Source organism: Microbacterium aurugineum, from assembly GCF_023101205.1.
GTDB classification, from domain to species: domain Bacteria; phylum Actinomycetota; class Actinomycetes; order Actinomycetales; family Microbacteriaceae; genus Microbacterium; species Microbacterium aurugineum.
The window spans coordinates 2,196,817-2,218,078 of sequence record NZ_CP078078.1; the positions used below are offsets into that span (position 1 = coordinate 2,196,817).

Consider the following 21,262-nt stretch of genomic DNA (forward strand, 5'->3'; position numbering starts at 1 on the left):
TGAGTTTCAGCTATGGCCTTAGCCTGTTCTTCATGAGTGTCATCCCCGGCGCATGGCGTCGCACGGCGGCGGGCGCCGGTCTGCTCGCCGCAGACGGAACCGTCGCGCCCACCATCTTCGCAGAGATGTCCGCTGCCGCGGCCCGAACCGGGGCGATCAATCTCGGACAGGGATTCCCCGACGAGGACGGCCCTCCGGAGGTGCTCGAAGCCGCTCGGGCCGCGATCGCCCACGGGGCGAACCAGTACCCGCCGGGTCGCGGCGTACGCGACCTGCTCCAGGCGATCAGCGAGCATCAACGCCGGTTCTACGGGCTCGATGTCGACCCCGGTACCGAGGTGATCGTGACGGCAGGGGCGACCGAGGCGCTCACGGCTACGCTGCTCGCACTGATCGACGGTCCCGACGACGAGGTGGTCGTCTTCGAGCCCTACTACGACTCCTACGCCGCAGCGGTCGCTCTGACGGGAGCGCACCTGCGCACGGTTCCGCTCCGCGCGCCCGACTTCCAGCCCGATCTGGACCAGCTCGCGGCCACCGTGAACGATCGCACGCGGATCATCCTCGTCAACGACCCGCACAATCCGACGGGTGCGGTCTTCGGACACGACGTCCTCACCGCGGTGGTGCGGCTCGCTGCGCGGCACGACGCCGTCATCGTGACTGACGAGGTGTACGAGCACCTCTCCTTCGAGGCACCCCACACGCCGATCGCGACGCTGCCCGGCGCCGCCGAGCGCACCCTGACGATCTCTTCGGCCGGCAAGACCTTCTCGGTCACCGGATGGAAGATCGGCTGGGTGCACGGACCCGCCGCTCTCATCACGGCGGTGCTCACGGTGAAGCAGTACCTCACGTACGTGAACGGATCCCCCTTCCAGCCCGCCGTCGCCACGGGGCTCCGACTCTCCGACTCCACCTTCGCCGATGCCTCATCCGCGCTCGCCCACAAGCACGGGATCCTCGGCGACGGACTGCGCGCGGCCGGGTTCACGGTGCACACCCCACAGGGCGGTTACTTCACGGTGGCCGATGCGACCGCGCTGGGCGGCAGGGACGCCGCGGCGTTCTGCCGAGCACTGCCGGAACGTGTCGGGGTCGTCGCCATCCCGTTGACCGCGTTCGTGTCGGAACCGCATCGACAGGAGTACGCGGGACTGGTGCGCTTCGCCGCGTGCAAGCGAGTGGATGTCCTGGAGGAGGCGGCGTCCCGCCTGGCCGATTTCACCGCCTGAGCGTTCGAGGGACCGGATCGTTCCCTCAGCGCGGCACGACGGCGTACCGCCGCACACGGAGCGAGGGGTTCACGGCGCGCACCCGGTCGATCGCAGAGCGTTCCACGACCGCCACCGCGATTCCGGGCGCGGTACCGACCCCGGCGAGGACGACACCCTGCGGATCGATGATCTGCGAATGCCCGACGCCGATCGGCGTGGGGTGGTCCGCCGCGACCACGTACACGGTGTTCTCGATCGCACGCGCGGCGAGCAGCGTGGTCCAGTGGTGCTCCTTGAGCGGACCTCGCACCCACTCCGCAGGCACGACCAGCGCATCGGTCCCCGCGTCGACCAGCGACCTGGCGACCTCCGGGAAACGCAGGTCGTAACAGGTCATGAGCCCGAACCGCAGACCGGCGAGCTCGAACGTCGATGCCTCCCCCACCTCGCCGGCCTCGATCCAGTCGGACTCGGTCTGTCCGAACGCGTCGTAGAGGTGCTGCTTGCGATAGACCGCGAGGATGCCGTCACCCCGCACCGCGACGAGCGTGTTCCGCACGCGGCGGTCGTCCGACGCGCGCTCCACCAGCCCTGCGACGATCACGACCGCATGATCGGCGGCGAGCGCGGAGAGCGTCGTGACGAAGTCCCCGTCGAGGTCTTCCGCGTTCGCCGCGAGGCTCTCGTCCATCGGGTCGACGAAGTAGCTCGAGTACTCGGGGAAGACGATCAGCCTGGCCCCGCGAGCCGCTGCCTCCGCCGTCAACTCCGCGATCTTCTCGCGGTTCTCCGAACGGGAAGCGGTCGGCGCGAACTGACACACGGCGACGGGGACGGCTGCTGTCTCGGACATACATCCATCCTCCCGCATCGACACGCCCGGGGCGTCATCCCCGGGCGCCTCGATTCGCCGAGGTCCGCATTCCGTGATAAGTTACTTCTTGTGCCGCGGGGTGGAGCAGTTCGGTAGCTCGCCGGGCTCATAACCCGGAGGTCGCAGGTTCAAATCCTGTCCCCGCAACAAATGAAAGGCCCTCTGATCTAGAGAAATCCAGATCAGAGGGCCTTTCGCCTTTCCTGCAAGAGCACGTGCGCGTGGACGTCGCCCGCGGGCGCGAAGCCGGCCGGATCACGAGATCTCCCCGGTTCGGATGAGTCGTGGAACGAGCCGGACGAACGCCACCATCACGATCAGCTCGACGATCGTCTGCGTCACCACCACCAACGGTGCGAGAGCGAAGGATGCCGGAAGCGCGAGCGCCAGCGGAAGGACGACGAGCGAGTTGCGTGTCGCGCCGGAGAAGACGATCGCACGTCGAGCGGGGACGCCGAGCTTCGAGACACGACCGGCGACTGCGCCGAGAGGGAGCATCAGGGCGGCGAACCCGAGGAAGATCGGCACGGCGACCCAGAGGTCCGCCAGGCGCGCACTCACGCCGTGCACTTGGGAGGCGACGACGACGGCGAGCGTCAGCATCATCAGCGGCACCATCGCATCGGCCGCCACCGCCTCGACGCTCCGCCCCCACCGCGACCGAGACGCCGCGTACTGCACCGCCCCCGCGGCCGCGAGGGGCAGGAGGATCACCCAGACGAAGGCCTCGATGAACGGGGTGAGCTCGACGGTTCGAACCAGCTCCACGCCGACGAACCACCACAGAAAGAGCGGGAGCAGCAGCATCTGTCCGAGCATCAGGATCGGTGCGGCCGCGAGCAGCCGTTCCTTCGCCCCTCCCCCGAGCCCGGTGAACACGATCACATAGTCGACGCAGGGGGTGAGCAGCACCAGGAGGACGCCGGCCAGCAGCGCCGCGTCCTGCGCCACGAAACGCGAAAGCCCGAACACCACCACGGGCACGATCACGAAGTTCACCGCGAGGAGGACGGCGAGGAACCGCCCGTCGCGGAACGCCCGGCCGATCGCCGGAAAGGGCACTCCGAGGAAGGTGGCGAAGAGGAGTACAGCGAGCACCGGGGTGATCGCGATTTCGAGCGGACGTGCAGCAGAGGGCACCCGCAGGCCCAGCACGCCACCCGCGGAGATCGCCGCGAGGTAGAGAGCGACCTGGTGACGCTCACCCCAGACGATCACGCTTCGCATGCCACCAGCATGTCCTGCGGCACGACCACTCGCGAATCGGAGCCGCGCCGCCGGAACAGGAATGGGCGCCCCCTCACGGGGGCGCCCATTCACTGCGGTGCAGGGCGACTCACTTCTCGGCGGCGGCGTCCAGCTCCAGGAGCTTCTCGACGGCCGCGGTGAGGCGCTCATCGGCCTCCGCGAACTTCGTGAGGTCACCCGACTGCAGCGCCGTCTCACGGTCGACCAGTGCCTGCTGCGCGGCAGCCAAGGCGTCGGCCTGCGCATCCGTCGGCTGCGTGGGCTCGGTCGGCGTCTCGCCGGCGTCCGGGTTCTCCGTGTCCGGGTCACTCGGCTCGACCGTGTCGTCACCACCGGCGGCACCGGAATCCCCGCCGAAGAGCGTGTCCAGAGCCTCGGTCAGCGTGTTCTCGAAAGCGACGCGATCACCGAACGCGACCAGCACCTTCTGCAGACGCGGCAACTGCGTGCCCTCGGAGGACTGCACATACACCGGCTGCACATAGAGCAGACCGCCACCGACCGGCAACGTCAGCAGGTTGCCGTAGATGACCTCCGACTCTCCCTGTTGCAGCAGGTTGAGCTGAGGCACGACGGACGTGTCGGAGTTGTAGGTGTTCTGCACCTGGCCGGGGCCCGGCACCGTCGTGTCCGTGTCGATCTCGAGCATCCGCAGCTGGCCGTAGCCCTCTGCCTTCACGCCCTTCTCCGAACCGGCGTCCGAGTCCACCGCGAGGTAGCCCATGAGCACGTCGCGGCTGCCGCCCGAGCCCTGCGAGTTCGGGATGAACGTCGAGAACATCGAGAACCGCGGGGAATCCTGGCCGGGCATCTGCATCGTCAGGTAGTACGGCGGCTGCAGCATCGACTCGCTGCGCGGGTCGTTCGGCGTCTGCCAGCGGTTGTCCTGCTGTGCGAAGGAGCCGGCCTTGTCGACGTGGTAGACGCCGAGGATGTCGCGCTGCACCTTGAACAGGTCCGTCGGGTAGCGCACATGGCTCATCAACTCACCCGACATGTCGCTGATCGGCTTCAACGTCGACGGGTAGATCTTCTGCCAGGTCTTGAGGACCGGGTCCTCATCGTCCCAGGCGTACAGCGTCACGGAGCCGTCGTAGGCGTCGACCGTGGCCTTGACCGAGTTGCGGATGTAGTTGATGTCGTCGATGGCCAGCGTCGGCGACGTGACGTTGGAGTCGGCGATCGCGTCCGACAGGCTCACGCTCGTCGAGTACGGGTAGGTCTGGCTCGTGGTGTAGCCGTCGACGATCCAGACGATACGACCGTCCACCACACTCGGGTACGGATCGCTGTCGAGCTCGAGGTAGGGCGCGACCTTCTGCACACGGGTCGTCGGATCGCGGTCGTAGAGGATCTGCGACTCCTCGTTCACGAGGTTCGAGAACAGGATCTGCTCGGACTGGAACTTCAGCGCGTACAGCAGCTTCGTGAACGTGTCGCCGATCTTGGGTCCGCCGTCCCCGGAGAACGTCGTCTTGGTCTCGCTGGAGCCGTCCTTGCCCCGCGGGTAGTCGATCTCGGCCGGCTCGGCGCCTTCGGGCGCTCCGACGATCGAGTACTCGGGCGACTTCTCGCCGAAGTAGACGCGAGGCTCGAAGTTCTCCCGGTCCGTCAGGAACCCGGAGGACGGGATGCCGCGCTCGAGGAACACCGGCTCGCCGTCCGAGGTCCGCTGGTTGCCCGCGGCGGCCACGAGACCGTAGCCGTGCGTGTAGACCGCCACACGGTTGTTCCAGTTGTCGCCGTCGCCGAGACCGGACATGTCGAGGTCACGCACGGACACCACGGTGTCCTGCATCTGGCCGTCGATCTCGTAGCGGTCGACGTCCATGGTCGTCTGGAACTGGTAGTAGCCGCGGTACTGCTCGAGCTGACGCACCGTGGGCGGGATGACCTTGGGGTCCATGATGCGGGTCGACGCCGTGGTCTCGGCATCGGCGCGCAGCTGACCGGCCTCGGCGTCCGTCTTGGCGGCGAACGGCGTGGTCTCGAGGTCTGCGACGCCGTAGGCCTCCTTCGTGCCGTCGATGTTCCGCTGGTAGTACTCCGCCTGGTAGGCGTTCTGGTTCGGCTTCACCTGGAAGGTGGTGACCACCCAGGGGTAGCCGACCCCGACGACGAGCGCGGCGACGATCAGGAGCGCCGTGGCCGCGAGCGGGAAGCGCCAGCGGCCGATGACCGCGGTGACGAAGAACAGGATCGCCACGACGGCGGCGATGATGGCGAGGATCGCGAGGCCCGGGATCGTCGCGTTGACACCCGTGTACGCCGCACCCGTGATGCGGTCGTCGGGCTCGACGAGGGTCTTGTACTGGTCGAGCCACAGGCTCGCCGCCTGCACGAGCAGGTAGAGACCCGCGATGACCGCGAGCTGGATACGCGCAGGCTTGGAGATGCGCAGCTCTCCCTGGCCCACACGAACCGATCCGTACAGGTAGGAGACGAGCGCGGTGACCAGCAGCGCGAGGAGCAGGACCGCCGACACGAACGCGAGCAGGATCGAGTAGAACGGCATCGCGAACATGTAGAACCCGGTGTCGATGCCGAACTGCGGGTCGACACTGGACGTGGCGACACCGTTGGCCCAGAGCCACACCGTCTTCCACTGCCCCGCGGCGGCGAATCCGGCGAAGAGTCCGAAGAAGATCGGCATGCCCCACATCGCGAGTCGACGCAGCGGCTCGATGACCTCCTGGTAGCGGTCCAGCTGAGAGCTGAGCCGCACGTACACCGGGCGCAGCCGGTACGCGAGCTGGATGGCGACGAACAGCGGCACCGCCATTCCGAGGAAGCCCACCACGAACATCACCGCCGTGGCGATCCACTGCGTGGTGAGGACACCGGTGAAGCCCAGCTGGTCGAACCAGAGGAATTCGGTGTAGAGGGAGGCGAACACGAAGAACACCGCGATCAGGGCGGCGATGATCACCAGAGAGATGCCGAGAATACGTCGGGACGTTCGAGGCGTGGCCGGAGTCGGAGCTGAGGTCGAGGTCACCCCTCCATCCTAGGCATCGCTCACTGTGCGCAGGCTGTCATCCCGGTCACGGCGAGGTCACGGTGCCCGGTCGGGGATCAGCTGCCGGCGGTCTCGCACGTCGGCAGCGCGGCGACGTCGCCGTCGTCGGCGATCACCTCGAGCGCGGCGAGCGACTCGTCGAGCGTCGCGGTGCGGATCACCTGGAGTCCGTCAGGGACGTGCCCGACGACCTCGTCGCAGTTCGCCGCGGGCGCGAGGAAGAACTCCGCGCCGGCGTCGCGCGCACCGTACAGCTTCTGCCGGATCCCGCCGATCGGACCGACGGTGCCCGCGGCATCGATGGTCCCGGTACCGGCGATATTCTCCCCACCGTTGAGCTCCCCCTCGGTGAGGGTGTCGATGATCCCCAGCGCGAACATCATCCCTGCACTGGGCCCGCCGACGTTGTCCAACTGGATGGTGACATCGATCTCGAAGTCGTAGTCCGTGCGGAGCGTGACGCCGATGAGCCAGGTCGTGACCCCGCCCTCCACGTGCTCCACCGGTGTCACCTCGACCGTCTGCTCCTCGTCATCACGCAGCACGGTGAGCGTCACGGGGTCGCCCGCCGCCACCTGGATCGCCTCTCGCAGCTGCGTCGCCGAGGCCACTGGTGCGTCGTCGATCGCGGTGATCACGTCGTCGGCCTCGAGCACGCCCTGTGCCGGTGAGTCGGGGACGGCGTCGACCACCACGACCTGCGCGCCGGTGTCGTACCCGAGCTCGTTCAACGCGGCTGCGGTGGCCTCGTGCTGTGAGTCGATCATCAGCGTGGCGTTGCGCTCGTCGCGCTGCTCGGTCGTCACGCCTTCAGGGAAGACGGAGTCCAGCGGCACGACGGCGCGCGAGGAGTCCATCCAGGCCAGGGCCAGCTCGAACCAGCTCGGGGTTCGCTCACGGTTCCCCACGACCTGCACGGTGGTCAGATCCAGCGTGCCGGCCGTCTCGAACGTCTCGGCGCCGTCGACCTTGATCAGCGGAACCTCGTCGCCGTCCTTGTCGGTCGCGGTGCCGAGCGTGTCGTAGACCGGACCGGGCCGCTGGATCACATAGGGGGACGGCAGGAACGTCAGTACGACGAGGGCGACGAGCGCGACGATCAGCGCCCAGACTCCGAGTCCAGGCTTTCCAGACCGCGTTCGATCCACAGCATTCCTCCGTCGTTCGCGAGCGGCGTACACCGATCTGCCCGCATCGGGGTCGCGCGCAGAAACCTGTGACTAGCGTAGATGCCACGGCAAGAGATGTGCTGAGAGGCGAGCGACATGGCAGACAACGACCCGACCCCCGAGGACTTCCAGGAGTTCCTCCGACGGATGCTCGCGAACCAGGGCGGTGGCGACATCGACCCCGAGGCGCTGCGCGGCGCGTTCGAAGGCATGGACGGCTTCAGCCTCGACCCCGCGATGATGCAGACGATCATGTCGCAGCTCCAGGGCGCGTTCGGCGGCGATCCCTGGGAGAACGCCCTGCGTCAGGCCCTGTTCATCGCCAACCGCGACGGGCAGGGCATCAGCGACGGATCACGCACCTCACTCGCCGATTCCTTCTCCCTCGCCAACCTGTGGCTGGGCGAGGCGACCACGATCTCGGAGCTCGCCGAATCCCCGATCGCGATGACGCGCGGCGAGTGGGTCGAGAAGACCCTTCCGGTGTGGAAGGAGATCGCCGATCCGGTGTCGACCAGCATCGCCGATGCACTGACCTCCGCACTGGACACGCAGGTCCCCGAGGAGATGCGCGACGTCGTCCAGGGCGCCGGAAAGCTGATGCGGGGTCTGGGCGGATCCGTGTTCGCGGCGCAGTTCGGGCAGGTGCTCGGGAACCTCTCGCTCGAGGTCGTCTCCGGTGGCGACGTGGGAATCCCCGTGCTCCCCGCCGGCACGGCGGCCGTGATCCCGCAGAACCTCACCGCTTTCGGCGAGGGCCTCGAGATCCCGGAAGACCAGATCGCGCTCTACCTCGCCACCCGGGAGCTCGCGTATGCGCGTCTCTACCGGCACGCGAAATGGCTGCACCTGCACGTGATGGCGCAGATCACGGACTTCGCCCGCGGCGTCACGGTCGACGTGGATGCTCTGGAAGACGTCGCGAGCCGGCTCGACCCCTCCGACCCGGAGGAGTTGCGTGCGGCCATCGAGGGCGGCGCACTGCTCCCCGTGCAGAGCGAGGCCCAGCGCGAGGCGCTGACCCGGCTGGAGAACCTCATCGCGACGATCGACGGGTGGGTGGACGTGGTGACCGCACAGGCGACCTCGCGGCTCCCCGACGGTGCGCGCATCGCGGAAGCAGCCCGCCGGAGGCGCGCGGTGGGCGGCCCCGCGGAGGACGCGCTCGGCGCACTCGTCGGGCTCAAGCTTCGTCCGCGGCGGATGCGGGAGGCGTCGGCGATGTGGCAGGCCGTGACGGACGCCGTGGGTATCGGTGCACGGGACTCGCTGTGGGACTACCCCGACCTGATGCCGACCGCCGACGACATCGACGACCCCCGGGCGCTCGTGGCGCGACTGCAGGCCGCAGAGCGCGGTGAGCAGCCGGTCGCCGACGAGTTCGACGAGGCGCTGGCGCGGCTGCTCGACGGCGACGACTTCGCGGAGGACAAGCCCGAAGATGGCGACGACGACGACGACGACGCTGCCCCGGAAGGCGACCGACCCGTCTGACCGACGCGGCGCGGACGGAACCGAGAAGTCGCACTTCTCCTCCCCCGTCATGCGAATCGCGGGGAGTTCTCCACCGAAGCGGCGGAGTGGCGATCGCTGTGCGCGTGCCCCCTCCAGAATCGGAGGGATGCCGCTCACTCCCCCGATCCTCACGCGCGTGGACCCGAACGCGCCACTGCTGTGGCGCGACGAATGCACGCTCCAGCTCGGCTACGACAGTGCCCTGAGCTTCGATGCGGTCGCCCCCTGGGTGGAGCGCCTCCTCAGCCGCCTGCGCTCGTCCTTCCGCCGGGGATCGTTCGACGTGATCGCCCATGCCGCCGGCGCCCCGCGCGAAGAGGCTCGCGCCCTGCTCGCCCGGGTGGAGCCGCTCCTGGTCGATGAGCCAGCCGCGGCCCGCCCCGCCTGGGTCGAGAGCATCGGCATCTCCGACGGCAGGTGCGAATACCGCGTGCGGGAGTCGCTCGTGGACGAGGGCATCACCCTCGTCGATCCTGCTCAGCCACCCGCTGTCGCCGTCGTGCTCGTGCGAGGTGCCGCCGCCGCTCTGCCGTTCGCCCGCTTCCTCCGTGACGACATCCCGCACCTTCCCGTGTCGTTCGAACCGGGACGCGTGACCGTCGGCCCCCTCGTCATCCCCGGAGCGTCCGCGTGCCTCGCCTGCCGGGACGCACACGCCACGGATCTCGACCCGGCCTGGCCCCTGCTGCACGCACAGCTGATCGGTCGCGATCCCGGGCCGATCCGCGCGGTGCAGGTCGCCGAGGCCGGACGGATCGCCGCAGTGCTCCTGGGGGAACATCCGGCTTCGGAGAGCCGTATCGCGCAGGTCAGCGCCGACGGCTCGATCGGGTGGCATTCGGTGAGGTTTCACGAAGAATGCCGGTGCCGCGAGCCGTGGTCCCCATCTCAGCGAGGAACCTCGACGGAGACCGCTCTCCCCGCCCCGCCGTTCTCGCCCACGACAGCGACAGCGTCCTCGCGGCGCGCGTGACACCGACGTAGGCCAGGCGCCGCTCCTCATCGACCGATTCGAAGCTCGTCGCGTAGGAGATCGGCAACGACCCCTCGGCCCACCCGGCGAGGTGCACGTGGGGCCACTCGAGGCCCTTCGCCGCATGCAGGGTAGATAGGGTCACCGTGCGCATCGTGGGCTCGTGCTGGTCTTTCGCGCGGGCCATGAGCGCGTCGCTGAAGCTGCGCAGATCCGCCTCGGGACCGGCATCCTCCGCGAGGCGCAGGATGGCACGACGCGCCTCCCATCCGCCGCGCTGCGCACCGCCCGCAGCCGGCGGCTCCTCCGTGAGACCGAGCTCGCGCAGGACCCGCTGGACCGCGGGGAGGAACCCGTGCTCGGAGGGAGCCACGGCGGCCGCCCGCAGCGCCAGGATGGCCTGACGCACCTCCGGCATCGCGAAGAAACGAGTACCCCCCAGCACCGTCGTCGCGATGCCCTCGGCCGCGAGCGCCTGCTGCAGGACCGCGGACTGGGCGTGCGCGCGGTAGAGGACCGCGATCTCCGAGGGCGATGCCCCTGCGGCGAGCTGAGCCGAGATCGAGGCCGCTATCCCCGCGGCCTCCTCGCTCTCGGAGTCGTACGCGGTCACGGTGGGTGCATCGGCCGTGAACTGCTCGCGCGCGGGCACGAGCTCGAGCGCACCGGGACGTCCGTGCATCAGCGCGTTCGCCACGGTCAGGATCGGCGCCTGGGAACGATAGTTCGTCTCCAACCGCACCACCGTGGCGTCGGGGTGACGACGCTCGAACTCGAGCAGGAAGCGCTGGTCGGCGCCGGCGAAGGAATAGATCGTCTGGCTGGCGTCTCCGACCACACAGATGTCGTGCCGATCTCCCAGCCAGAGTTCGAGCAGCCGGTTCTGCAGCGGTGAGACGTCTTGGAACTCGTCGACCGTGAAGTGCCGGTACTGCTCGTGGACGGATGCGGCGACCCGTGGCTCCGTCTCCAGCATCCCCGCGCAGGCGAGGAGCACGTCTTCGAAATCGAGCTGACGGCGGTCGTCCTTCAATGCCTCGTACCCGCGCATCAGTTCGATGAGCTGACCGGTGTCCACTCCGCTGATCGGACGGTCGAGCGCCGCATACTGGTCGATCGAGAGCATCGAGACCTTGCGCCACTCGATCTCGGAGGCGATGTCGCGGAGAGTCGCGGTGCTGGGCCGCAACCGGATCGCATCGGCCGCCTGCCCCAGCATCCGTACCTTGTTGTCGATGATCGACGGAGCGGGCGAACCCGCGAGCGTCGGCCAGAAGAAATTCAGTTGCGCGAGCGCGGTCGCGTGAAACGTCCGAGCGGCGACTCCCTCGACGCCGAGCGCCCGCAGACGCCCTCTCAGCTCGCCGGCGGCCTTGGCCGTGAACGTGACCGCCATGACGCGGGAGGGCGAATAGGCCCCGGTATCGACGCCGTGGGCGATGCGATGCGTGATGACGCGCGTCTTCCCCGTACCTGCGCCCGCGAGCACGGCCACGGGTCCGCGCAGGACCGATGCTGCCGCTCGCTGCCGCTCGTCGAGGGCATCGAGTGCGCTCACGCGCGCTCCTCGTACCAGTCGACGATCAACGCGCGGGCGATCGACGCGGGCCCGGGGAGGCCCACCGGTCCCCGCCCTGCCAGCGCGGAGCCGATCTCCGCGCGGGAGAACCAGCGCACGTCGATGATCTCCTCACCATCGGCGAGCGCAGCGGACTCCTCGTCCACGACGGCCCGGAAGCCGACCATGAGGGAACGCGGGAACGGCCAGGCCTGCGAGGAGACGTACCGCAGCGACGACAGCCGCACGCCCGACTCCTCCTCGATCTCCCGGTGCACGGTCGACTCGAGCGACTCCCCTGCCTCGGTGAACCCGGCGAAACAGGAGTACATGCGACCGCCCCAGTTCGCGTTCGCTCCGAGCAGCAGCCGCTCGCCGTCACGGCTCTCGACCACGACGATCACCGCCGGGTCGGTGCGGGGGAAGTGCTCGCGAGCGCACACCATGCACCGTCGTGACCACCCCGCCTGCCGCAGCTCCGTCCCACCCCCGCATGTCGGGCAGAACGGCGCATCGCGGAGCCAGCCGGCGAGGGCGATGGCGCCGATGAGGAGTTCGGACTCCTGATCGTCGATACGGCCGCCGAGGTCGCGGAGCCCGAGCCAGATCTCATCCGGCGCCGCGTCGAGGGAATCGGTCTCCGGAGGGGCTGCGGCGAGGAGCACCACTGCACCATCGGAATCCCGTCCGAGCAGAGCCCAGGTGGCTTCGACGACGGCCGAGGGAGGAACCCGCAGCAACGTCGAATCGACCACCCGGACGCGCCCTTCACGGACGACGATCACGCGGGTGGCGGGGTCTTCTCGGAGGCGTTCGAGGACGTCCGCCTCATCGCGGAGTTCGGCTGCACGGTCGAGAGACGGGCGCTGACTGGTCATCGACTCCCTCTTTCACGGGCGTGGCGGAGGCGGGACCGCCCCTGAGCCGACCTACCCTGGGGGCATGGGACGCTCTCCTTTCACTCTAGCCGCGGCAGTGACCGCTGCACTGCCCGGGGCGGAGGTCACGGGGGCGCGCCGTCTGAGCGCCGATGGCGATGGACGGTTCGACTCGGCGATCGCCACTCTCACCGATGGCCGTGAGCTCGCGATCCGCGTCGCCGACGATGACGAGACAGCGCGGGAACTGGCTGCCGAAGCGCTCGCCCTGCGCGCGCTGACCGACGGGGCACGCGCCATGCTCCCCTTCCGTGCCCCGGCCTACATCGGCGAGACTCGGCTCGGCGAAGGACGTGCTCTCGTCACCGAACTCCTCCCCGGATTCCAGATCGAGGCGGCCATGGTGCCCGCCGGTCGCGGCGCCGCGGAGTCCATGGGCGCCTCGATCGCCGCCGTCCATGGTCTACCCACCTCGGTCGTGCGCGGTGCCGGTCTCGCCACGCGCAGCGCCGAGGAGAGCCGCGCAGAGCTGGAGCGCCTGGTCGACACCGCGGCCGCCACCGGCCGCGTCCCCGCGCGCCTCACCGTGCGGTGGCGTGACGCCGTGGCCGACGATGAGCTGTGGCGCTTCGAATCCACCGTCGTCCTGGGCGGCGTGCAGGCGACCTCCTTCCTGTTCGACGATCACCCCGAGCGCGGCCCCGAGGTGGTCGGCGTGGTCGGCTGGCACGGCCTCTCGGTAGGAGACCCTGCCCTCGACCTCTCCTGGTTGTCCGCTGCACCGGACGCCGCCGAAGACGTCCAGCGCGCGTATTCTCGCGCGATCGACCGGGCGCCGGACGCCGGCCTCGAGGTGCGCGCCCGCCTTCTCGCCGAGCTGGAGTTCGCCCGCTGGCTCGTGCACGGCGACGCGATGCATCGGCCCGACATCGTCGACGATGCGGCGTCCCTGCTGGAGGCACTCGCCGAGGGACTGCGCACCGACGACCTCGCCATCATCGACGCCCGAGGTGTCGGCGTCGACTCCGCACTCGATGCTCTCGACCGCGTGCCGAAGGACGCCGTCGCCGAGGTCGACACGTCGATGCACACCGATGCGTACAACCCCGAGGAGCTGTGGGCGGACTCGGCGGACTCGGCGGACGGGGAAGACACGGTGACCGCGTCCTCCGCCGAACCGACCGCGACCGTGCCCGGCGAGCGCATCGACGACGCCGACCGTCGTGCCGGAATGCTGGATATCGAGACCGAAGACCTCTCCGGGGTCGCGAGCCTGTTCGCCGGGACGAGCGGTCCGGCCGGCGCGCGCGAGGACTCCCACCCGCGTCCCCCGCGATCCGACGACGAGTACGGCGATTTCGACGAGAACGACTCGGACGAGGCTCAGCGGGCGGCGCGCGCGGCGCTCCAGCGCTGGAAGAGCTCTTCCTCGGAGTAGACCCGGTCGCCGCGGATGATCAGGTCATCCGCCACGTAGTACAGCGCGACGTCGATCGCCTCCAGCGGCACGTCGTACCGCCGGTGGTATGCGAGTCGATAGAGCGCGAGCTGCAGCATCCGCTCGTCGCGCTCCTTCGCCGTGCGCGGAGCCCTGCCCGTCTTCCAGTCCACGATCTCGATGCGATCACCGCGATCGGCACGCCGGTATACGGCATCGAGCTTGCAGATGACGATGTGTGCCGCTCCCGCATCGACGTCCGGCAACCCGGCGCCGAGGGCGAAGTCGATCTCGATCTCCACCGCGATCGGCTGCAGCGGGCCCCACTCACTGCGCTCGAACGTCGCCTGGAGGACCGCGAGATCCGCGGCATCCGCCGATGCCCCCGGCGCGTCGATCGCCGCCGTCGCTCCGACCGCAAGCTCCGGGGCGACCTCGTCTTCGTCCACCTCCCAAAGCGCCTCGTCCACACGCGTGCCGACGCCGACGAGTTCGGATCTCTGTTCCACCCACGCATGGAAGAGGGTGCCGAGGCGGGTCTGTCGGTACGGTCTCTCCGGCATCGGCCGGACGATCGACGACAGCGTGCCGGAGAAATCCGTCACGTAGTCCTTGAACCGCGATGCCGGCACACGGGTCGGGGCCTCGGCGTCGTTCCCGCGTTGCCGGGCGGCACGTTCGGCCAACAATCGCGTGAGCTCGATCGACGGCTCGGCGGCACCGACACGGACCGCCTCGTCGACGGCCCTCGCTGCCGCCGAGACGGTCGCGCGCCGGGCACCCAGCGGGTCGAGCGGCCAATGCAGGGTCGATCCGGGACCGTCGTAAGGGTTGTCGTCGGGATCCACTGGGGCGATCGGCTCGACTCCCACCACTTCCATCGCCTCGACCAGGTACGGGCTCGGCGTCCGTGGCGCCTTCTGGCCCGCCCAATGTGCGCCGCTGAGCAGGAGATCGGTCCGCGCACGTGTCACTGCGACGTAGGCGAGACGCCGCTCCTCCTGCTGCTGATACGCCCGGTACGCGTCCTTGAAGCGCTTGAGCGCGCCGCCCAGCGGATTCGCCTTCGTCGCGCCGCCTGACAATGAGGCCTGTGCGAGCTTCTGCCTCTTCTGCGGATCGGTCTCCTCCCCCATCGCCTCGACGGGGTCCCACTCGAAGCGAGGGAGCGCATCCCGATCACCGCGGAGGGCGAACGGAACCACACCGAAGCCGAACCACCCCGAAGTGTCGGAGACACGGCTGGGGAGCTCGTCGACCACGAGACGCACGACGGCGACCGCATCCCATTCCAGGCCTTTCGAGCCGTGGATGGTCAGCAGCTGCACGACACCCGGCTCCGGAGGCTCAGGGCGCGGCATCAGCTCGTCGGTGCTCTCGGCCTTGTCGAGCCACGCCAACAGGCTCCCGATGCTCCCTCGCTCGTCGGCCGCGAGGAAGGCCCGCACCTCGTCCGTGAACGCCCGCAGTTGCGTGGCGGCGATCCGGGCCGGGCCTCGTGTCTCGTTGGCGGCCAGTTCGATGTCGAGTCGGAGCTCGAGTTCGATGAGACGGATCAGTTCCGGGATCGGTTGCGACGCCGCCCGCCGGAGCCGTTCCAGCATCTCCCCCGCGGCACGGACGCGTGCACGTCCGTCCGGGCTGATCGTCTCGAGCAGACGGTAGTCATCACGCACCGCGCGCACCACGTCGACCGCGTCGACGATGGACACCGCCTCATCGGCACCGCGCGAGGAACGCAACCGCGCGCGCACCTCTTCCGGCAGCGGTGCCAACGCGGTGTCTCGCTCCGAGAGCGCGCGACCGAGGTCGTAGAGGGCGGCCATGTCGGCGACCCCCACCCCGAAGCGGGGTCCCGTGAGGAGGCGGATGAGGGCGGACCCCGCCGTGGGGTCGTGCACGACCCGGAGTGTCGAGACGACATCGACCACCTCGGGAGTCGCGAGCAGCCCGCCCAGGCCGAGGATGCGGTGCGGGATGCCCCGCGCGGCGAGTGCAGCCGCGAAAGTCTGCATGTGACGCTTCGACCGGAACAGGATCGCACCGGTGTGCGGACGCAGACTCTGCGCAGCACCGACCCCGCGCGCCTCATGCTCCTCCCTCCGCGCGGCGAACCAATCCGCGACGGCGGAGGCCTCGTCATCGACCGTGAACGCGTACTCGACGGACACCGAGCCGTCCCCCGCTCCGGGACGCGGCTCGAGGGGCGGCACGTCGAGTCCCGGCCGCTGCAGGGGCTCGAGCACACGGTTGGCGATGCCGAGGATGCCGCGGTCGTTGCGCCAGCTCGTCATGAGGCTGTAGGTCTGCGCCGTTCCGGTGCCCGAGAACGTCCGCGAGAAGGCGTAGAGGTTGTCGGCGCTCGCACCGCGCCAGCCGTAGATGGACTGGTGGGGGTCGCCGACCGCCATCACCGCGGAGTCCCGGAAGAGTTCGGCGAGGAAGCGGGTCTGGATGACCGACGTGTCCTGGTACTCGTCGAGCAGCACGACACGATGCTGCTCCCGAAGCTCGTCGCGCACGTCGGGCGCGGACTCGACGATGTCGTATGCACCACCCACCTGATCGGCGAAGTCGAGCACGCCGCGGCGCTCCTTCTCGGCGATGTAGTCACGCACCAGACGGGAGAGCGTCGGCAGGCTGAGCAGGTTCACGGCCGCCTTCTCCACGTCGGCATTGCCCCGGTAGGGCGCGAAGGCGAGTGCCTGGTCCCGCACGATCCGTTCTGCCGCCTCCAGGTCGACTCGATGGTCGAGGGCGTCGCCGGCGAGGCGCTGGACCGCGTCGATGATCGTGCCGAGCGCGAAGTCGATGTTCTCCAGCTCAGGAAGATCGCTGCGGAGCACGACCTCACGGGCCAGCATCCAGGAGGCGGCCTGGCTGAGCATGGCCACGTCGGGATCACGGCCGATGCGCGCAGCATGTTCGCGGACGATCCCGTCGGCGAAGGCGTTGTAGGTCGACACCCGCGGACGGATCATCACGTCTTCCGCCGCGCGGGGAATCGCAGGGTCCCACCCGGTGCCGTGATGAGCGGCGAGCTCGTCGAGGACATGCGTGCGCACCACCTCGCGCTGCCGCCCCTCGGCGGACTCCTCGACCCGGCGAAGGGAGCCGTCGGCCACGATCTGCGCCAGATGGGGCAGCAGGCCCCGGTGGCCGTACTCGTCGATGACCGCCAAGCGGTGGCCTATCCGTTCCGCGAGTTCTCCCGCGGCCTTGCGGGTGAACGTGAGTCCGAGGATCTCGTCACGTCGTACGTGTCCGTTCGCGACGAGCCACACCACTCGCCCGGACATGGTCTCGGTCTTGCCGCTGCCTGCTCCGGCGACGACGAGCGCCGGCTCCAGGGGCGCCTCGATCACCCGCTGCTGCGCGGGTGTGGGCGGAGGCTGTCCGAGCGCGGCCGCGATGTCGGTCGCAGAGATCCCCTCGCCGCCGCTCCACCCGGTCATGCGCTCACCGCCGGGACGGTGTGGATGCGGCACGGATGCACGCGGCGCTGGGTGTCGGCGCAGTGCGACTCGACCTGCGCCGTGAAGCTCGACGCCGACATGCCGCGGGCGGCATCCGAGACGCGACGCAGGAAGGCCGCCCGCGATTCGTCGCTGAGCGTGTGCTGATGCGCGATGCGGTACTCGCTCTTGGCAAGCGTCTTGGAGACGATCACGAGACGCGCCCCGGCCAACGAACCCGGTGGAGCGTCTTCCACCAGGCCCTGCTGGACGGCGACCTGATAGGCCGCGAGCTGCGCGTGCTCGCGCACACCGGGATCTGACTCGGGGTCGTTCTTCCCGGTCTTCAGATCGACCACCACGATGCGGCCGTCCGGGCCGCCAGACATCCGTTCCCAGCCGCGTCCGCGTGCGGCGCCGTGCTCGCCCGCATCCGGCGGATACGCCTCGACGCGATCGATGTACCCGTGGATGATCGCCTGGTTCGCGCGGTCCTCCCCGACGGGATGCACGGCGGGCACCGCGTGCGCATCGCCCTCAGCCACCACGTCGACGGCGAAACGGAACTCCACCTCGCTGCCGAGGACACGCCCGCCTTCGCGGCGCACCTCGCCGAGATACGTGTGCAGGCGCCCGACGAGCAGATCGGCGCGTCGACGCTCCTTGCGGCCGATCCACTCGGTCTCGAAGTCGAGTTCCGGCCAACGCTCCGCGACGATCGCACGCATCTGCTCGACATCGCCGTCGGGCACCCGCTCCATCGCCTCGTGCACGATCGTGCCGATCCCCGCCGTCGGCGGCATCACCGTGTCTCCGCCGAGAGCCGAGACGACCCAGTTGAGTCCGCACTCCTCGAAGGACTCCATCTTCGAGGGCGAGACCCGCGCGCCGTCGACGGCGAGATCGCGCAGTGGCGCCTGCGTGGAAGGGGCCGTGACGCCGTACCACTCGGCGGGGTCGGCGCCCGGCACGCCTTCTCGGGCGAGGACGGCGAGCTGGCCTGCCGCGTCACGTCTGAGCGAATCCGAGTGCGCCGTGGTCAGCGTCCGTCGGTACCGGGCGACCAGCCCCCGCAAAGTGAGCGGATGCTCGGCCGATGCGTGGCGCTCCGGCGGGTGCGGGGCGGGCAGGAAGGCGAAGAACGGGCTCGGGGTGAGGTCGTCGTCATCGACCGCGGTGATCAGGAGTCGCTTCCGTGCCCGCGATACGGCTCGCACGAACAGGCGGAGCTCGTCATGCAACGCTGCCCGCCGGCGGTCCAGCACCCCGGGCGGTTCGATGCTCACGCCGGTGCGAGCGGCTTCGAGCGCATCGGCCAGACGCCAGGTCTGCAGCAGACCGCCGCGGAGACGGACGTTGGGCCAGACGCCGTCCTGCACCCCGGCGACGACGACGGCGTCGAACTCCGTGCCGAGCGCCGTGGCCGGAGTCAGCAGCGTGACCTTGCCAGGACGGTCCGGGGTCGACAGGGAATCCTCGGGGACCTCGCTGTCGAGGACGTCGCGCACGAAGGCCTCGGGCTTCTCGTTCGGAGTGCGCTCGACGAAGCGCTTCGCCGCGTCGAAGAGCGAGACGAGCGCGTCGAGCGAACGGGCCGTCTCCGCTCCGGTGGGCAGCAGGGAGATCTCGCGCCACGCCACCTGCAGACGCCGACCGTCGACGGCACGAGCCTGCTCCCACACCCGCCACAGCAGATCGTGGATCGTCTCGCCCTGGTCGGCGGCACGCGCCACCGCCTCGATCGTCTCCGCGAAGCGCTCGGCGGAGCGGGATTCCGGCGAGTCGATGAGCGTCAGGTGGCTGGGGTTCGCCATCGCCTGGCGCAGCAGCTCGCGCGCAGGCGTCGACCCGCCCTGTGCGAGTTCGATGTGCCGGAGGCGGGCGCGGAGACGGCGGAGCCCGATCGCGTCCATCCCCCCGAACGGAGTGCGCAGCGCCTCCTCCAGCGTCTCCAGGGTGCGTTCCTCGACCGGCGTCAACGCGAGGCGCACGATGCCGACGATGTCACGCACGATCCCTTCGCTCCCGAGCGGACGCTGCACACCGGCGGCGCGCGTGGGGACCTCCCTGGCCGCGAGCTCGGTCTCCAGCATGGTCACCTGACGCGTGTCGTGAGCGATGACGGCCATCCGATCCCAGCGGATTCCCTCGGACAGATGCCAGTCGCGCATCACACCGGCGATGCGGTCCAGCTCTTCGTAGGGAGACGGGGCGACGAAGGTCGACACATGCGCATCGACCTCCTCCGGGTCGACGGGCACCGGCGCCCGACGATGCTCGACGCGTCCGGAGACTCCGATCGCCTGTGTGACGGTGCGAGTCAAGGCGGTGAGCGCCGGATGCTGCCGGTGCGCGCCGTCGAGCACATGCACCTCGCCGACGGCACCGGCGAGCTGCGCGAAGAGCTCCGGGCTCGCGCCACGGAACGACCCGGATGAGATATCGGGATCGCCGAACGCCAGCACCGCGATGCCCCGCCCCCGCAGCGCTCTGACGACATCGATCCCTCCGCGGGTGAGCTCCTGTGCGTCATCGATCAGCACGACGCGCAACGGCGCGAGCGGGCCGAGCGTCGCCGCCTCGGCCGAGCGCAGGATGGCAGCTGCCTCGCTGAGCAGGTCCGCGGCGTCGCGGTGCGCGGAACGCAGAGCGTCGAGTACCGTCCGGTACTCGACGAGGAACTCCGCGGCTGCCACCCACACATCGTTCCCCGAGGCGCGGAGCTCGTCCGGCCGGGCCCCGATCTCGGTACACTCCGCGAGGAACGCGCGGAGCTCCGAACGGAATCCCTTCGACGCGCGCACCGAGCCGCTGAGCGCGTCCGGCCAGGGGATGCGACCGTCTTCGGTGTCACCGGCGAGCAGATCCGCGATGATGCGGTCCTGGTCGGCTCCGGTGAGCAGCGCAGGCGGCTCCGATCCCTCGCGCACCATCGCCCCCCGGACCAGCTGGAAGGCGAAGGAGCCGAGCGACCGCGCCAACGGCCCCGGGGTCGCCTGCCCGATGCGGACACCGATCCGGTCACGCAGTGCGGTCGCGGCCTGGCGGCTCGGCGTGAGTGCCAGCACCTGCTCGGGTCGCAGATCGGCCGCATCGAGCAGGTGCACGACGCGGTCGACGAGCGTTCGCGTCTTCCCTGTTCCCGGCGCCCCGATGATGACACCGGAGGCGAACGGCTCGGCGGCGATCACAGCTCGCTGCGCGGCATCCGGTGTCATGCCCTCCACGCTATCCGGACGCGGGGACATCGTCGTGCGCGCCTGCACTCGACACCCTCGCGACCCGCCACCGCCGACCTGTGCGCTCACGGCGAAACCGACGCGGGGTGCCGATCCCGCCCGATGCCCGCGGGGTAGAGTTGGGCCAGTCCCCGAACTTCAAGGAGCACGCGTGGAAATCCGCATCGGCATCATCAACACCGGCCGCGAACTGAGCTTCGACACCGGCGTGAGCGCAGACGAGGTCCGCACCCAGGTCACCAAGGCGCTGGAGCAGAACGCCACGCACGTGAGCTTCGCCGACGTGAAGGGCAACTCCTACATCGTCCCCACGGCGAACCTCGCCTACATCGAACTGGGCACCGAGGAATCGCGTCGCGTCGGCTTCGTCGCCTGAGCAGACGATGTACATCCTGCTCGCACTGATCGGCGCGTGCGCCCTGGGCATCGCGGTGCATTTCCTGATCTCCGGGCGCGAGCTGCGCGGAGTGGCGCTCGCGCCCGCCGTGGCCACAGCGGTCTCGGCGATCACCTACACGGGTCTGCAGTGGGCCGGCGTCGGTGAGGACAGCATCTGGCTGTGGCTCGCGAGCGTGCTCGGCGCTCCCGTCGTCGCCGCGCTGGTGACGGTGGCGATCACCGGCATGCGCAAGCGGTCCGATGCCGATGCCAAGGCGGCACTCGGCATCTGACGGGCAAC

13 protein-coding genes and 1 tRNA gene are annotated in these 21,262 nt (G+C 69.5%); 6 read left to right on the forward strand and 8 right to left on the reverse strand.

Going from position 1 to position 21,262, the window contains the following annotated elements; translation table 11 throughout:
* The first annotated feature begins 32 nt into the window (after nucleotides 1-32).
* Nucleotides 33-1,235 carry an aminotransferase class I/II-fold pyridoxal phosphate-dependent enzyme gene (locus KV397_RS10655; protein ID WP_261811246.1) on the forward strand — a complete coding sequence of 401 codons (1,203 nt, stop codon included), beginning with the start codon at nucleotides 33-35 and terminating at the stop codon, nucleotides 1,233-1,235.
* Nucleotides 1,236-1,260: 25 nt separating this feature from the next.
* Here the strand turns inward: KV397_RS10655 and KV397_RS10660 are convergent, their stop codons facing one another.
* Nucleotides 1,261-2,070 carry a carbon-nitrogen hydrolase family protein gene (locus KV397_RS10660; protein ID WP_261811247.1) on the reverse strand — a complete coding sequence of 270 codons (810 nt, stop codon included), beginning with the start codon at nucleotides 2,068-2,070 and terminating at the stop codon, nucleotides 1,261-1,263.
* Nucleotides 2,071-2,164: 94 nt separating this feature from the next.
* Between KV397_RS10660 and KV397_RS10665 the strand changes: the two genes are divergently transcribed.
* Nucleotides 2,165-2,238: transfer RNA gene (locus tag KV397_RS10665), tRNA-Met, on the forward strand.
* A gap of 108 nt (nucleotides 2,239-2,346) precedes the next feature.
* On the opposite strand, the gene KV397_RS10670 is transcribed toward KV397_RS10665, so the two are convergent.
* From KV397_RS10670 to KV397_RS10680, 3 genes are all read right to left on the reverse strand, one after another.
* Nucleotides 2,347-3,318 (reverse strand): arsenic resistance protein, encoded by a 972-nt coding sequence (locus tag KV397_RS10670; protein WP_261811248.1) that lies wholly within the window; start codon nucleotides 3,316-3,318, stop codon nucleotides 2,347-2,349.
* 109 nt (nucleotides 3,319-3,427) lie between these two features.
* Nucleotides 3,428-6,337, reverse strand: a complete 2,910-nt coding sequence (locus KV397_RS10675) for a UPF0182 family membrane protein (RefSeq protein WP_261811249.1) — start codon at nucleotides 6,335-6,337, stop codon at nucleotides 3,428-3,430.
* 77 nt (nucleotides 6,338-6,414) lie between these two features.
* Nucleotides 6,415-7,506, reverse strand: a complete 1,092-nt coding sequence (locus KV397_RS10680) for a YlbL family protein (RefSeq protein ID WP_261811250.1) — start codon at nucleotides 7,504-7,506, stop codon at nucleotides 6,415-6,417.
* A 117-nt stretch (nucleotides 7,507-7,623) separates the two neighbouring features.
* Between KV397_RS10680 and KV397_RS10685 the strand changes: the two genes are divergently transcribed.
* Nucleotides 7,624-9,021, forward strand: a complete 1,398-nt coding sequence (locus tag KV397_RS10685; RefSeq protein ID WP_261811251.1) for a zinc-dependent metalloprotease — start codon at nucleotides 7,624-7,626, stop codon at nucleotides 9,019-9,021.
* An 830-nt stretch (nucleotides 9,022-9,851) separates the two neighbouring features.
* On the opposite strand, the gene KV397_RS10690 is transcribed toward KV397_RS10685, so the two are convergent.
* Complete coding sequence (locus KV397_RS10690) at nucleotides 9,852-11,573, reverse strand: ATP-dependent helicase (protein ID WP_047523049.1); 1,722 nt, start codon at nucleotides 11,571-11,573, stop codon at nucleotides 9,852-9,854.
* Nucleotides 11,570-12,451: an NAD(+) diphosphatase gene (nudC, locus tag KV397_RS10695; protein WP_261811252.1), complete on the reverse strand. Its 882-nt coding sequence runs from the start codon at nucleotides 12,449-12,451 to the stop codon at nucleotides 11,570-11,572. Before nudC ends, KV397_RS10690 begins: the two co-directional genes overlap by 4 nt.
* Before the next feature lie 64 nt (nucleotides 12,452-12,515).
* On the opposite strand from nudC, the gene KV397_RS10700 reads away from it, so the two are divergent.
* Nucleotides 12,516-13,889: a protein kinase family protein gene (locus KV397_RS10700; protein WP_261811253.1), complete on the forward strand. Its 1,374-nt coding sequence runs from the start codon at nucleotides 12,516-12,518 to the stop codon at nucleotides 13,887-13,889.
* Here KV397_RS10700 and KV397_RS10705 read toward each other — a convergent pair.
* Nucleotides 13,835-17,344, reverse strand: a complete 3,510-nt coding sequence (locus KV397_RS10705) for an ATP-dependent DNA helicase (RefSeq protein WP_261811254.1) — start codon at nucleotides 17,342-17,344, stop codon at nucleotides 13,835-13,837. The two genes, KV397_RS10700 and KV397_RS10705, sit on opposite strands and share 55 nt — an antisense overlap.
* Nucleotides 17,341-20,562, reverse strand: a complete 3,222-nt coding sequence (locus KV397_RS10710) for an ATP-dependent helicase (RefSeq protein ID WP_261811255.1) — start codon at nucleotides 20,560-20,562, stop codon at nucleotides 17,341-17,343. The genes KV397_RS10705 and KV397_RS10710 overlap by 4 nt, the downstream gene beginning before the upstream one ends.
* A gap of 172 nt (nucleotides 20,563-20,734) precedes the next feature.
* Here KV397_RS10710 and KV397_RS10715 point away from each other — a divergent pair, with 172 nt between their 5' ends.
* Complete coding sequence (locus KV397_RS10715; protein WP_261811256.1) at nucleotides 20,735-20,959, forward strand: DUF3107 domain-containing protein; 225 nt, start codon at nucleotides 20,735-20,737, stop codon at nucleotides 20,957-20,959.
* Between the two features lie 7 nt (nucleotides 20,960-20,966).
* The gene (locus KV397_RS10720; protein ID WP_131491919.1) at nucleotides 20,967-21,254 is read left to right on the forward strand and encodes a hypothetical protein; all 288 of its coding nucleotides are present in this window, start codon (nucleotides 20,967-20,969) and stop codon (nucleotides 21,252-21,254) included.
* Nucleotides 21,255-21,262: the final 8 nt, after the last annotated feature.